This is a genomic window from Kribbella solani (assembly GCF_014205295.1).
Classification (GTDB): domain Bacteria; phylum Actinomycetota; class Actinomycetes; order Propionibacteriales; family Kribbellaceae; genus Kribbella; species Kribbella solani.
In genome coordinates, this window is sequence record NZ_JACHNF010000001.1 from 6541300 (window position 1) to 6554513 (window position 13214).

Below are 13214 nucleotides of genomic sequence, written 5' to 3' on the forward strand. Positions count from 1 at the left end.
GCCGATCCCGAGTGTTCTCCGGGGTTACGTGCGTTCGGAGCCGGCGTTGCGCCGAGCTGCGGTGGCTGGAGTGGTGGTGACCGGGGTGGTGGCGGGGGATTGCAGGCGTTCGGGCAGGGGGAGGTGGGCTACCCGGTTCAGGTGGCCCATGTCTTGCAGGATGGTGTGGGCGGCCGCGGCGGCTGCTGTGCCGGGTTGATAGCCCGCGGCCAGGCCGACTGCTTTGAACATGTCGACGTCGTTGCTGCCGTCGCCGATCGCGATGGTGCGTTCGCGGGGGATGCCAAGTTCCCGGCTCCAGCCCTCGATCGCGGTGACCTTGCCGGGGCCGTCGACCAGGCCGCTGACCTCACCGGTCAGCACCCCGTCCTCGATCCCGAGCTGCCCGGCCGCGTACCGCTGCACGCCGAGACGCTCGGCGAGTGGCGCGACGATCGCGTCGAAACCTCCGCTGGCGATCGCGATCTCGTGGCCGGCGTCCTTCAGGTCGCGGATCAGTTCGATCACGCCGTCGCTGAGTTCGACGGTGTCGGCGACTTCGCGGACCAGCGCCGCGTCGACGCCTGCCAGCACGGCGATCTTGGCGCGGATCGAAGTCTCGTAGTCCGGCGCGTGCACGGCTTCGAGCTCGGCCAGCAGGCCGGCCTTCTCCGCGAGAGTGTGCAGGGTGTCGTGCTTGCTCAGCGTCTTGTCGACGTCGAACACGAACAGGTGCCTCTGCAGCGGAACGAGCGGCTGGTGCTCGCCCGCGTCCGGTCGGATCATCACGGCGGACGCATGCTCCGGGCGGTTTGCCGGGGTGAGCGCGGCGCGGTCCATCGCGGCAGCCACCTCGCTCCGGACCGATGCTTGCCATTGGCCCCGAACGGGATCCCAGACCCCGTGGCCCGGCTCCGCGGCGCCGTCCAGGAACGTTCCGATCGTCTCCACCATGGTCCCGAAGTCCGGATAGTCCTGTAGCTGCCGGACCTTGTCACGTAGTTGATCGAAGCCCTGATTCCAAAGGATCCCGACCTCGCCGTCCTGCGCCGGCGCTTGACCGTAGAACCGGTACGGTCGCGGCGGTCCGCCCAGGTCGGTCTCGCGCCACTGCCAGTTCTCCGCCATCGCGGTCCGCAGCTTTTCGCCGTCGACCGGACAGGTACGCGCGATGTAGTACAGATCGGCGATGTCCTTGAATCGCGGCGCGAGGATACCGTCGCCGACACCAGGCTGGCAGGAGAGTGCCGCCATCTTGTCGGCGGCCAGGTCCGCGATCGGTCGCAGCAGCGGCGTGATCGGCCGCAATCCGGGCAGCTGAACGCCGACGATCGACCGGCGGGCGCGCTCGGATTCGCTGGTGCGCTGAATCATCGTCGGCAGCTTCACATCGACCTCGATCGAGAAGCTGTCCCCAGCCCGCCGTAGGCCCAGCGGCCCGCGGCGGTCGTCGACCGGGTGGACATCGAGGGCGAACACGGCGCGCCCCCTGCCCCCGACCTGCACGTCGCGAGTCGTGTACCGCACCAGTCCGGCCAGGCCGACGCCTCCGTCGATCCCGTCCCGCCGTCGCGGGGCAGCGTCCAGTACGGCTGCACGGACGCGCGCTACGTACTCGTCGTCCGGAAGATGACCAAGTGCGCTGTTGTAGATGTCCAGATCGTTCGCGGTCCGCGCCAGCTCGTACACCGGGTCGATGGCGCCGCCGGCCACCGCGCCCGGCCAGGTCTCGGCGTACGCCGGCAGCGGATTCGACCCGGTCGCCTCCCAGTCGTCACCGCCCTGGTTCAGCTGGCTGAGGAAGTCGCCGGCGATCAGCTGTCGCAGCGCGCGGTCGGCCGTGAATCGCGGTGTACTGATCTGTTGCAGCCGATCGAGCAGCTGGTCCCAGGTACGAAACGCGCCGCGGAACTCGAGGTGATGGAGGTGATTGTCGAATCCGGCCATGTCCTCAGCCCTTCGCGGCGGCGTCGAGAGCGGCGCTCAACCAGGCCGAACCATCCTGGTCCTGACCGGCTCGGCCGGCGAACTGTTCGGTCAGCTCAGCCCCAAGCTGCTCGATGGTGGTCCATCCCTGACTGATGAAGGAGCGTGCCAGCCGGCCCAGGTCCGAGAGGTCCAGCCCCTGCCGGTCGGCGAGGTCGGCGAGCGTACGCGCCGGGCCTGTGACCGGAAGCCCTTCGACCACGACACACTCGTCCTCCCGCACCGACCGCGGATGCACCGTGACACCGGCCGGAAGGGAGTTCCGCGCCCGCCCGGAGAGCTCGATCCCCTCCGGAGCGGCGGTCCCGGCGCCGTACAACTCCGCCGCCGACCGGTGCGAGATCACCAGCGCGGTCAGCGATCGCTCCCAGGCCGGGGTGGCTTCGGCAAGCAGCCACGTCGCGTACACGGTCTGATGCGGATGTCTCGCGCCGGCCCGGACCCGGATCACGCCGTCGATGACCGGTTCGACGATCTCGGCGTCCTGCCACTGGGTGAGGATCTGCTCGGTCACCTCGCCCCGCAATTGCGAGATCCCCACAAGCCCGTGCTGGCCCTCCGCCAGGGCGCAGATCCGCGCAAACTCCGACACCGGTCGCGAACGTGTGAATCCCTTCATGGCAGGCATCATCCCTGCCGGCCGGGTCACTCTCGGTAGATATGTGATGAACCTTACGTAGCTAGACCAGTTGGCTGAGGGTGTGGATGGTGAGGCCGACGAGGGCGCCTACGACGGTGCCGTTGATGCGGATGAACTGTAGGTCGCGGCCGACGTGGAGTTCGATTCGGGCAGCGGCTTCGCGGCCGTCCCAGCGTTCGATGGTGTCGGAGATGACCGAGACGATCTCGGTGCCGTACGTGCGGACGACGTACCCGACGGCCTCGGCGGCGCGATCGTCGACCTTCGTACGCATCGTCTCGTCGTTCTGCAGGCGATGACCGAGGTCCTGCAGGGTCTTGATCGCGCGCAGCCGGAGCGCGCTGTTCGGGTCTTCGATCGCGCCGATCAGCGCGGTCCGCATCGCGTCCCAGACCGCGGTCAGGCTGTTGCCCATGTCGGGGTGGGTGAGCATCCGGGCCTTCCAGGCCTCGAAGCGTTCCATCGTGTCCGGGTCGTGCTGCAGGTCGTCGGCGAGTTGCGCGAGCAGCCGGTCGACCGCCCGGCGGGCCGGGTGCGCCTGGTTGTCGCGTACGTCGGCCAGCCAGGCGAGCGCCTCGCGGTGGATGCGATCGACGACGATCCGGTCGACCCATTGCGGTGACCAGCGCGGCGCGCGGGGGCCGATCACGTCCGCTAGCAGTTCCCGGTTGTTCGCCAGCCAGTCGTACGCCTCGACCATCAGCAGGTCGAGCAGGGCGTGATGCGCGCCGTCCTCGACCACGGACTGGACGAAATGCCCGGCGATCGGACTCAGCGGCTCCTTCACGAACCGGGGCAGCAACGATCCCCGGACGAACGCGGAGACGTCGTCGTCGCCGAGTTTCGGCAGCGCGGCACCGACCGTACGCGCGCCTTCGGCCACGATCCGTTCCGCGTGGTTGCCGTCGGCAAGCCATTCACCCGCGCGGCGGCTGACCTGCGCGGTACGCATCTTCTCCGCCACCACTTCCTCGGACAGGAAGTTCTCGGTGACGAACTGTTCGAGGCTCTCCGCGAGACTGTCCTTGCGGGTCGGCACGATCGCGGTGTGCGGGATCGGCAGGCCGAGCGGCCGCCGGAACAGCGCGGTGACCGCGAACCAGTCGGCCAGCGCACCCACCATCGCCGCCTCGGCGGCCGCGTTCAGGTACGCCCAGCCGCCGGCCCGGTGCAGTGTCGCCACGTAGATCACCGCGGCGAGCACCAGCAGCGCCAGTGCCACCGACCGCATCTGCCGCAGCCCACGCCGCCGTACCAGGTCGGCCGCGCCCAACGTCAAGGTCGCCATGTACCGATCTAACCAACTAGGTGGTGACTACCGCGTCAGGCAAGCACCTGAGTCGACCCTCGGCGTTCCATCAAACCCGAGATCAGCGCCAGGATCAGCCCGGCCACGGCGAGCGCGGCACCGAGGCGGCTGGGCCATTCGTAGCCGTAGCCGGCGGCGAGGACGACGCTGCCGAGCCAGGCGCCGAGCGCGTTCGCGATGTTCAGCGTGGAGTGGTTCAGCGAGGCGGCCAGCGACTGGCCTTCGTGGGCGACGTCCATCAGCCGGGTCTGCAGCGCGGGCACCAGGATGCTGGCCGAGCAGCCCATCGCGAACACCGCCACCAGCGCTCCGGGCCGGGTCTGCGCGAGCCAGCCGAAGGTTCCGAGCACGACGGCGACCGCGACCAGCCCGCCGTACATGGCGCCCATCAGTGACCGGTCGGCGAGGCGGCCGCCGAGGACGGTACCGACGGTCATCCCGATGCCGTACACGGCGAGCACGATGGTGACCGCGGACTCGGAGAAACCGGCCAGTTCCGTCATCGTCGGGGTGATGTACGAGTACGTCGCGAACATCCCGCCGAAGCCGACCATCCCGACCAGCAAGGCCATCCACACCTGCGGCCTGCGCAGTGCGCTCAGCTCGCTGCGTACGTTCACCTCGCTGCCGACCGGCTGTGGTGGGACCCACAACCACACCGCGACCAGCGTGAGCAACCCGAGTACGCCGACCGCCAGGAACGGCAGTTGCCAGCCGAACCGCTGCCCGAGCAGCGTCGTCAGCGGTACGCCGACGATGTTCGCGACCGGGAGTCCGAGCATCGACATCGCGATCGCCCGCGCGCGCCGGTCCGGCGGGACCATCGAGGCGCCGACGACCGCGCCGATCCCGAAGAACGCTCCGTGCGGTACGCCGGACAGGAACCGCGCTGCCATCAGGAACTCGTAGCTGGTGGCAACCGCCGACAGCACGTTGCCGGCCACGAACACCGCCATCAGCCCGAGCAGCAACCGTTTCCGCCCGGTCCGCGCGCCGAGCGCCGCGATCACCGGTGCGCCGACGACCACCCCCAGCGCGTACGCCGAGACCACGTGACCGGCGGTCGGGATCGAGATGTGGACGCCGGCCGCGATCTGCGGCAGCAGGCCCATCGTGACGAACTCGGTGGTGCCGATCGCGAAACCACCGGTGGTCAGGGCGAACAGCGCCAGGCCGACGTGCCGCGCGGTGGCGCGATTGTCAGGCGTCACCGAACTTTTCACACCTGATTGTCGCACCGATCAGCAACCCGATCGCGAGCAGGGCGAAGACCGCGTTCCCGATCAGATCGGCCGTGTGCGAGGCGCCGAACACCGGGCTTTCCGGGAACGCGTGCCAGGCGTACGTGAGCATCGCCCCACCGGCGGCTGCCAGCGTGTGCAGCCGGGTCCAACTGCTCCGCCGGGACAGGTCGACGACCGCGACCGCCGCCAGGATCTCGATCGCCAGCGTGATCGCGGCGCAGAGCCAGCCGTTCGGCACCTGGTCGTTGACGAGCATCCAGGCGCTGGTAACCACGAGCGCTGCCGCGCCGATCAGCCAGGGCGACGGTACGTTTCCGCCGGTACGCCGCGGAGCGCGACGGCCGACGCGTACGGCGAGCGCGATCAGTACGAGGACCGCGATGACGACGCCGATGTTCTGGCCGGCGGATGCCCGGAACGGGTCTTTCGTGTACCCGAATGCGGTGGTGGCGACCACGCCGATCGCGAAGAGCACGCCGTACACGCCGAGTCCGAGTTTGCCGAGCCAGGGTTCGCGGGGGCGCCGGGACAGTGACTCCAGCACCACGATCGGGACGGTGATGCTCCACAGCGTGTGCAGGCCGAGGACCATCAGCGTCCACGGCGCGCCCATGCCGAGGAACGAGATGTGACCGGGGTCGAGCAGACGCAGGCCCGCGTAGTCCGGGTTGAACAGCGACTGGGTGGTGATGCCTTCCTCGATCACGCCGTACGCCAGCGCCAGGATGACGATGCTCGGGTAGCCCCAGCCGCGCCGGCGGGCGACCTCGCGGATCAGTACCGCGCCACCGCCGTACAGCGGCGCCAGCGTGAGCAGGGCGAACAGCGCGGTGATCGGGATGTTCCCGAGCAGGAATTCCGCGACCAGTGGGGACAGGAAGAACAGGCCGAGAGCCGGCAGTGCGCGCCGTACGCCGCTGCGTGGGGGAGCGGTCACCACGTTCGTGTTCGTCATGGCTTCACTGTCCGGTCCGGAGCGTGCCGATGCCGGTGCGATCCGTCCGGATCGTTGCCTGACGGACGTCCGGCCCCGGGTATGACCGATGTCATGGCTCAGGGTCCGGTCAGGGTCGATGCGCCTATACAGCGTATAGGAAATGCGTATTTAATGGTTTCCATGAGCGAGGTGACGACAAAAGAACGGATCACCGCCGCGGCCACGTACCTGCTGACCGAGCACGGCGCGGCCGGCGTCTCGATGCGCAAGGTGGCGGCCGCGGTCGGGATCACGCCGATGGCGATCTACCAGTACTTCCCGGACCGGGAGGCGCTGCTGAACGCGGTCGCGGACGCGGCGTTCGCCGAGCTGGTTCGGCGCTGGGAGGCGGCGGACCGGCCGGTCGAGGCGGACGCGCGGCTGCGCGAGATGCTGGTCGACCACGTCGACTTCGCGCTCGCCCAGCCGCGGCTGTACGACTACATGTTCACCGCGCGGCGCGACCAGGCCCGGAAGTTCCCGGCGGATTTCGAGGCCCGCAAGTCACCGACCTTCAACCTGGTCGCGGACGCGGTCAGCGCCGGGATCGACCAGGAACTCTTCCGCGGCGACCAGGACATCTGGGAAACCAGCCTGATCTTCGCCGCGCTCCTGCACGGCCTGATCCAGCTCCACCACGGCGACCGCATCGGCATGCCGGAACCGGCGTTCCGCGCCCTCTGCCTGCGCCTGGGCGAAAGGATGATCGATGAACTACGTGTCTGAGCGGGCAGCCGCGAACGCCGCGGGACCTCGGGGGCTTTCCAAATGGTGGGCGGTGGCGGCGGCCGTCGCCACCGGAGCCTTGCTGTACTTCGGCTCCGGCCTGCACACCCTCCCGGCGCTCACCTGGTGGGCCGCCGTCCCGGTGTTCTTCGTCGCCCCGCTGTTGCGGGCGCGCGCCGCGGCGCTGACCGCCTTCGCGGGCTGGCTCCTCGGCCTCACCAACCTCGTCGGCTACCTGCTGAACGACCTCGACCTACCCCCGGTCGCGCTGTCGTTCCTCCTGCTCCTTGCCGGCGTCTTCACCCTCACCGTGCTGTTCTTCAGAGCATTGGTCGTCCGCGGGCGTCCGCTGATCGCGGCCGTGGCGGCGCCCGCGCTGTGGGCGGTGCTCGACTACGTACTCACCAGCTTCTCACCGCACGGAGCGTTCACGAGTCTCGCGTACACCCAGGTGGTAGTTGCCCCGATCAACCAAATCGTTTCGCTGACCGGCATCTGGGGTCTGAGTTTCCTGCTGATCCTCCCGGCCGCGGTGATCGCCACCCGGCGGATCAAGCTGGTCTTCGTACTCGCGGTGGTTGCCGTCGGCACCTGTCTGTACGGCATCGTGAGGTTGAGCGGAATTCCGGCCGCGCAACCGGTGAAGATCGCGATCCTGTCCGCCGAAGGAGCGGATGACGCGGGCTGGCCGAACGCCGGCGGACCGGCGATCCTCGAGCGGTACCGGCCGATGATCGCGTCTGCAGCGCACGACGGCGCACGGATCGTGCTGCTGCCGGAGAAGACGATCGATGTCCAGACGACCGAGCTGGCGAAACTCTCCCAGCAGTTCCAAACACTTGCCACGAGCAACAAGGTCGAGCTGGTCGTCGGGTTGACCGTACTCGGCGATGGTGATCACAACCGGGCGCTGATCTTCCACCCGGACGGCGCGGCACCGACGTCGTACGACAAACATCACCTGATTCCGGGCATGGAGCCGTACACGCCGGGCGATCAGCTGGCCACGTACCAGGGCTGGGGGTTGATGATCTGCAAGGACCTGGACTTCCCGCCGCTCGCGCGGCAGTACGGCAAGCTCGGTACGTCGCTGTGGCTCGTGCCGGCGCTGGACTTCGTGGACGACGGCTGGTTGCACAGCCGGATGGCGATGTTGCGCGGGATCGAGAACGGGGTCCCGATGGCCCGCGACGGCAGCAAGGGCCGGCTGGTACTGGCCGATGCGAACGGGCGGGTCGTGGCCGAGACGAACGCGCCGGCGGACGGCCCGGCCGTACTGATCGGCGAGCTGCGGCCGGGGATCGACAAGACGCTGTACACGGCCTGGGGTGACTGGTTCGCCTGGCTGTGCGGGCTGATCGTGCTGATCGGGCTGGTGTGGTTGAGGTCGCGTGGTGGGCGTGGGAGCATCCGGCATGGCCAACTTCGGGGACTACCAGTTGCAGATCTACCTGCAGGGCATGCTGCAGGGGACGACGCCGGAGATCACCACCGACCTGGCCCGGCTGGAGTCGCAGGCGGCCGGGAAGTTGTCGGCGGAGGCGATGGGCTACATCGTGCCGAGCGCGGGCAGCGGGGCGACGGCCCGGGCTAACCAGGCGGCGTTCGAGCGGTGGCGGCTGGTGCCGCGGATGCTGCGCGGTAGTACGGAACGTGACTTGTCCTGCACGATTCTCGGTACGGCGATGCCCGCGCCGGTGCTGGTCGCGCCGATCGGTGTGCAGACTCTCGCGCACCCGGACGGTGAACTGGCGACGGCGCGGGCCGCGGATGCGCTTGGGTTGACGTACACGCACTCGACCCAGGCGAGTCATGCGATCGAGGAGATCGAGGCGCGGAACAAGTGGTTCCAGCTGTACTACCCGACCGACCCTGACGTCTGCCTGAGCTTCCTGCAACGCGCCAAGGCGGCCGGGTACGCCGTGCTGGTCGTCACGCTCGACACCGGGACGATCGGCTGGCGGCCGGCCGACCTGGACCGCGGGTTCCTGCCGTTCCTGAAGGGGGAGGGGCTGGCGAACTACTTCAGCGATCCCGTCTTCCAGTCGAAGCTGGCCAAGCCGATCGCCGAGGACCCGGGCGCGGCCGTGATGCAGTGGGCGCAGATGTTTCCCCATGTCGGTCTGCACTGGGACGATCTGTCGTTCCTGCGGGACAACTGGGACGGCCCGATCGTGCTCAAGGGCATCCTGCACGTCGAGGACGCGAAGCTGGCCGCCGAACACGGTGTCGACGGCGTCATCGTCTCCAACCACGGCGGCCGCCAGGTCGACGGCGCGATCGCCGCCCTGGACGCGCTTCCACCGATCGCGGAGGCCGTCGGCGAACAACTCACGGTCCTCTTCGACTCCGGCGTACGCACCGGCGCCGACGCCGCCAAAGCCCTGGCCCTGGGCGCCAAAGCCGTCCTCCTGGGCCGTCCCCTCCTCTACGGCCTCGCCCTGGCCGGCCAACCCGGCGTGGACCACGTCCTCCGCTGCTTCCTCGCCGACCTGGACTTGACCCTCGCCCTAACCAGCCACGCCAACCACCGCGAGCTGAACCGCGATTCGGTGGTGCGCGGGTGAAGGGGGTTGTGTTCGATCTGGATGACACGCTGTTCGATCACTCGGGTTGTGCTGAGGTGGGGTTGCGGGGGTGGGTCGCGGATCTCGGGAGGACCGCGACGGATGAGCTGGTCGCGCGCTGGTTTGTGATCGAGCAGGACTGTTTCGACCGGTTCCTGGCGGGTGAGTTGACGCACGTGGGGCAGCGGCGGTGCCGGTTGCGGGCGTTTCTGCCGTTGCTGGGGGTTGAGGTTCCGGCGACGGATGCCGGGCTGGATGCGGTGTTCGAGGGGTACTTGGCGCGGTACCGGCAGAGCTGGGCCGCCTACCCGGACGCGCGGGCGGCGTTGGAGGTTGCTCGGGGCAACGGGTGGCGGGTGGGGGTGCTGACCAACGGGAGCACCGTGCAGCAGAACGCGAAACTGCGGGCGATCGGGCTGGCTGACCTGATCGACGTGGTGTGTGTTTCGGAGCAGCTCGGTGTCAGCAAACCCGCCCCTGAGGCGTACCTGCGAACGTGTCAGGCGCTGGGTGTGCTCCCCGCGGAGACGCTGATGATCGGCGACAACCTGGAGCTGGACGTGATCGGCGCGCAGGCGGCCGGGCTGAGTGCACGGCACCTGGATCGCCGGTCCGGCGGCACTCTGCTGGAGCTGATCTAGAAGTCGCGGTCTCCGGATGCTTTGGAGCCGCCCATGACCTCGCCGAGTTTCTTGTTCCCGTTGAAGATCCAGAACAGTACGAAGTACATGACGAATCCACCCGCCAGGCCGATCGAGTACCAGGCGAACAGGGTTGGGCTCTTGAACAGGCCGGTCACCGCTCCGCCGCCGACGGCCGCGATCACCGCGGAGATGTCGGTCAGGGCGGCGCGGTCGGTCCGGCGGATGAGGGTTCGGTACGTGACCCATCCGACCACCACTCCGAAACACAGGGCACCCAGCTCCGTGACGCGCATGGCGATTCCCTTCCTAGGTCCGCTCGAGCATCAGATCCATCGAACAGAACGGCGTGTACACCAGTCCGGCGATGTTGCCCTTCCGGAGCAGATCGATCCGGGTCCGGTACAGCGCCGTACCGGCCGTCGCCCCGTCCGACCCGACGAACTGCCGGTAGAAGTTCAGCGCGACCTCGCCCGCGACCCGCTGCGACACGGAGATCTCGGTACCGATCACGCCCGCCGCGTGCAACCCGGCGAACGCGTCCACGAAACTCACCACATCCGACGGTTGCAGCGCGGCCGTCTCGCAGCCGTTGATGAACACCAGCGGCGCCGTCTCGCTCCAGTGACTCGTACCCCAGCTGCCGGCCTCGTGCCACGCCCCGAGCGACCCGGGCGCGATCCGCGTGTCCCGCCCGATCTCCAGGTACGGCGTGATGACGTCGGCCTGCTTCTCGGTCTTGCCATGGCAGTAGAAGTACGCCAGCGGCAACCGTGGATCGGCCAAAGCCGTCTCCAGCGCGGCCTTGTCGTCGCACGGCACCAACTGGAACTGCCCGGCGAAGCACGCCGCCAGGTCGGTGAAGTGCGTCGCCGTCAGCGCCGCGTCCAGCGCCAGGCTGCGCGCCGCCGCGGCCTGCGCCGGCTCGACCACCTTGATACTCGTACGCAGGATGCCGGTCCGTACCGACGGCGGTTGCTCGATCAGATGCCGGAATCCCCAGAACCCGTACGGGCAGATGACGTTCAACCCGTGCGACGCCTCCTCCGGGCACCGGACCGGGTAGTCCCGCAGCTCCAGCTGCCGCTGGTCCCAGTCCGTCAGGATCGGGCAGAGCGTCCCGTCCTCCTCCGGGTCCCGTGGGATGTCGTAGATCAGCGCCCACGGAAAAACCGTGTACGTCGCCCGCGTGATCTGGATTCTCGCCCGCTCGGCCAGGTGCTCGCGCAGGTACGCCCGATCCGCGACGTCCGGTACGACGGCCTGCCACAACTGCGCTCCGCTCAGCGCCATCCGCCGAAGATCCATGATGAACCCGGCGGCCGGTTTGCGATTGTCGTCGTCGTACTGCGACTGCTTGCCTGAGGCACCTAACGTGATCTCGGTCAGCCGCTTCCGGATCGCGGTCAGTACGGTGGTCGCCTGCTGGTCCGACACGGTGACCGCGATCGCCCGCTCACCGTTGTTCACCACGATCTTGTGCGTCCCGCTCGGTCCGTCGTTGGTGAGGATGTTCAGGTTCCGGTACGGCAACTCCGGCGATCGCCCGACGTCATCCGTCAGCGCGTAGTCCACCATCCCCTTGATATGCCCGGTACGCCGGCCGCGCCGCTCGATGTCGAAGTCGACCCGCGCCGACTGAACCGCGTTGTTCCGGTGGTACAACGTGACCCGAAGTGCCGCCGCGCCAAGACTCGCGCCGGTACGGAACGGGACGTACAAATACCGGCTCGCACCGGTCAGCGGAAGCTTCAGTTCGTACGGTCCGGGATCGACCGTGACATCACTGCTGCTGACCACGACATCGAACTGGTAGCCCCACTCGTCATCCGGATCGTCCAGTTGCAGCGGAACCGGGTTGATGATGACCGAGTCCTCGACCAGCGGTCCGATGTCGATGCGTACCTGGTACCCGGCGTCGGGCCGCAGCGGCGCCGTCGTACTCAACAGCTGCCGTTCGGAATCGGTCAGTGCCACGTTCAGTACTCGGGGCGCCAAACCGCGCTGCAGCCGCTGTAATGTCCACGTGCGGGGGACCGGACGGATGAAGCCGGCGAGCGAGAGTCTGGACAACGACTGCGCGAGGAACGCGTTACCGCGCGCATCTCCACGCTCGTCTCCACTGACGGCCGGCGACAGCCGCACCTGGGCAGAGGTCCCGAACAGCTGATGATCCGAGACCGACTCGACTGCTGTCCGGCGGCTGATCGCGCTGAGGTCCAGCGTCATTCCGTCGCCGAAGGCAACCGTTGCCTGAAGGTCGTAGAACCGCTTGTAATAGAGGTCGAGCACTCGCTGCGTGGCAGTCATCTCCGGGATCGCGAGGCTCAGTCCGTAGTCCGACACGTCCATCGCGAGGTCCGCGAGTACCGACTCCGAGGCCTCGTTTCCTTGCGCCGACAGCAGCAGGCTGGACGGGAGCGGCGCCAAGGTGTCCAGCTCGTTGTCGTCGAGGTAGAGCTCCTCGAGCGGCAGCTCCGCCAGTACGTCCAGCGCCGCTGACGTGAGGTGGTTCCCGGACAGATCCAAGCGGTGCAACGCAGGCAGTCGCGCGAACGCCGCGGGCAGCGTCGCGAGCTCGTTGCCGCTCAGGTCGAGCGCTGTCAGCGTCGGCGGTCCGGGCGCCGCGGTGAGCTCCGACAGCCGGTTGTCGGCCGCGTCCAGAATCAGCAGGCCGGGTACTTCGGCGAGCGGGGTGAGATCGCGTAGGCCGTTGCTGGAGACATCGATCCGCCGCAGCTCGTGGCAGTGCGCGATCTCGGCCGGAATCGCCTCCAACCGGTTGTCGGAGACATCGAGGAGGCGCAGCGCGGTCGCCTGCCCGATGGTGGCCGGCAACTCGGTCAGCCGGTTTCCGGCCAGCACCAGCCGTTGCAGCCGGGGCGCGTCGGCCAACCAGGCCGGCGGTAGCTCGGTCAGCTGGTTGTCGCTCAGATCAAGACTGGTCAGGAGCTCCAGGGACGGCACCCGATCCGGCAGCGAGCGCAGCCCCATCCGGCGCAGCGACAGGTGCCCGGACTGTTGCCAGTCCTGGGCTGCCATCGCTTCGGACACCCGGATCAGATCGCCCAGCCGGTTCGCGGCGTCGTTCATGGGTGTACGTCATACGGCTCCATGCCGCTCCCCCTGCCGTGACTCCCCTCAGG

10 protein-coding genes and 1 pseudogene are annotated in these 13214 nt (G+C 68.5%); 4 read left to right on the plus strand and 7 right to left on the minus strand.

The genetic code is table 11. The features are described from left to right. Window positions 1-24 precede the first annotated feature (24 nt). From HDA44_RS30215 to HDA44_RS30235, 5 genes are all read right to left on the minus strand, one after another. A complete protein-coding gene (locus HDA44_RS30215; RefSeq protein WP_184840216.1) occupies window positions 25-1926 on the minus strand; it encodes an HAD-IB family phosphatase in 1902 nt (633 codons plus the stop codon). Between the two features lie 4 nt (window positions 1927-1930). Further along, the gene (locus HDA44_RS30220) at window positions 1931-2584 is read right to left on the minus strand and encodes a hypothetical protein (protein ID WP_184840218.1); all 654 of its coding nucleotides are present in this window, start codon (window positions 2582-2584) and stop codon (window positions 1931-1933) included. Window positions 2585-2645: 61 nt separating this feature from the next. Continuing rightward, window positions 2646-3893 (minus strand): DUF445 domain-containing protein, encoded by a 1248-nt coding sequence (locus HDA44_RS30225; protein WP_184840220.1) that lies wholly within the window; start codon window positions 3891-3893, stop codon window positions 2646-2648. 35 nt (window positions 3894-3928) lie between these two features. Further along, window positions 3929-5125 (minus strand): MFS transporter, encoded by a 1197-nt coding sequence (locus HDA44_RS30230; RefSeq protein WP_337906583.1) that lies wholly within the window; start codon window positions 5123-5125, stop codon window positions 3929-3931. After that, entirely contained in the window at window positions 5115-6113 is a 999-nt protein-coding gene (locus tag HDA44_RS30235; protein WP_184840224.1) for a hypothetical protein, read from the minus strand. The genes HDA44_RS30230 and HDA44_RS30235 overlap by 11 nt, the downstream gene beginning before the upstream one ends. Before the next feature lie 162 nt (window positions 6114-6275). On the opposite strand from HDA44_RS30235, the gene HDA44_RS30240 reads away from it, so the two are divergent. The 4 genes and pseudogenes from HDA44_RS30240 (at window position 6276) to HDA44_RS30250 (ending at window position 10068) form a co-directional block, all read left to right on the plus strand. Further along, window positions 6276-6860: a TetR/AcrR family transcriptional regulator gene (locus HDA44_RS30240; RefSeq protein WP_184840226.1), complete on the plus strand. Its 585-nt coding sequence runs from the start codon at window positions 6276-6278 to the stop codon at window positions 6858-6860. Next, window positions 6844-8139, plus strand: a pseudogene (locus tag HDA44_RS37655) (nitrilase-related carbon-nitrogen hydrolase); the annotation flags it as partial. The gene HDA44_RS30240 and the pseudogene HDA44_RS37655, both read left to right, overlap by 17 nt. A 136-nt stretch (window positions 8140-8275) precedes the next feature. Continuing rightward, a complete protein-coding gene (locus tag HDA44_RS30245) occupies window positions 8276-9427 on the plus strand; it encodes an alpha-hydroxy-acid oxidizing protein (protein ID WP_184840228.1) in 1152 nt (383 codons plus the stop codon). After that, the gene (locus HDA44_RS30250) at window positions 9424-10068 is read left to right on the plus strand and encodes an HAD family hydrolase (RefSeq protein ID WP_184840230.1); all 645 of its coding nucleotides are present in this window, start codon (window positions 9424-9426) and stop codon (window positions 10066-10068) included. The genes HDA44_RS30245 and HDA44_RS30250 overlap by 4 nt, the downstream gene beginning before the upstream one ends. On the opposite strand, the gene HDA44_RS30255 is transcribed toward HDA44_RS30250, so the two are convergent. Both HDA44_RS30255 and HDA44_RS30260 read right to left on the minus strand, forming a co-directional pair. Further along, complete coding sequence (locus tag HDA44_RS30255) at window positions 10065-10364, minus strand: hypothetical protein (protein ID WP_184840232.1); 300 nt, start codon at window positions 10362-10364, stop codon at window positions 10065-10067. The two genes, HDA44_RS30250 and HDA44_RS30255, sit on opposite strands and share 4 nt — an antisense overlap. Before the next feature lie 13 nt (window positions 10365-10377). Next, window positions 10378-13161, minus strand: coding sequence for a leucine-rich repeat domain-containing protein (locus tag HDA44_RS30260; RefSeq protein ID WP_184840234.1), 2784 nt, complete (start codon window positions 13159-13161; stop codon window positions 10378-10380). Window positions 13162-13214: the final 53 nt, after the last annotated feature.

Excerpts from the sequence above, each read along its gene's own strand:
- HDA44_RS30215 (WP_184840216.1), bottom strand. The coding sequence starts at position 1,926 with ATGGCCGGATTCGACAATCACCTCCATCACCTCGAGTTCCGCGGCGCG.
- HDA44_RS30220 (WP_184840218.1), bottom strand. The coding sequence starts at position 2,584 with ATGAAGGGATTCACACGTTCGCGACCGGTGTCGGAGTTTGCGCGGATC.
- HDA44_RS30225 (WP_184840220.1), bottom strand. The coding sequence starts at position 3,893 with ATGGCGACCTTGACGTTGGGCGCGGCCGACCTGGTACGGCGGCGTGGG.
- HDA44_RS30235 (WP_184840224.1), bottom strand. The coding sequence starts at position 6,113 with ATGACGAACACGAACGTGGTGACCGCTCCCCCACGCAGCGGCGTACGG.
- HDA44_RS30240 (WP_184840226.1), top strand. The coding sequence starts at position 6,276 with ATGAGCGAGGTGACGACAAAAGAACGGATCACCGCCGCGGCCACGTAC.
- HDA44_RS30245 (WP_184840228.1), top strand. The coding sequence starts at position 8,276 with ATGGCCAACTTCGGGGACTACCAGTTGCAGATCTACCTGCAGGGCATG.
- HDA44_RS30255 (WP_184840232.1), bottom strand. The coding sequence starts at position 10,364 with ATGCGCGTCACGGAGCTGGGTGCCCTGTGTTTCGGAGTGGTGGTCGGA.
- HDA44_RS30260 (WP_184840234.1), bottom strand. The coding sequence starts at position 13,161 with ATGAACGACGCCGCGAACCGGCTGGGCGATCTGATCCGGGTGTCCGAA.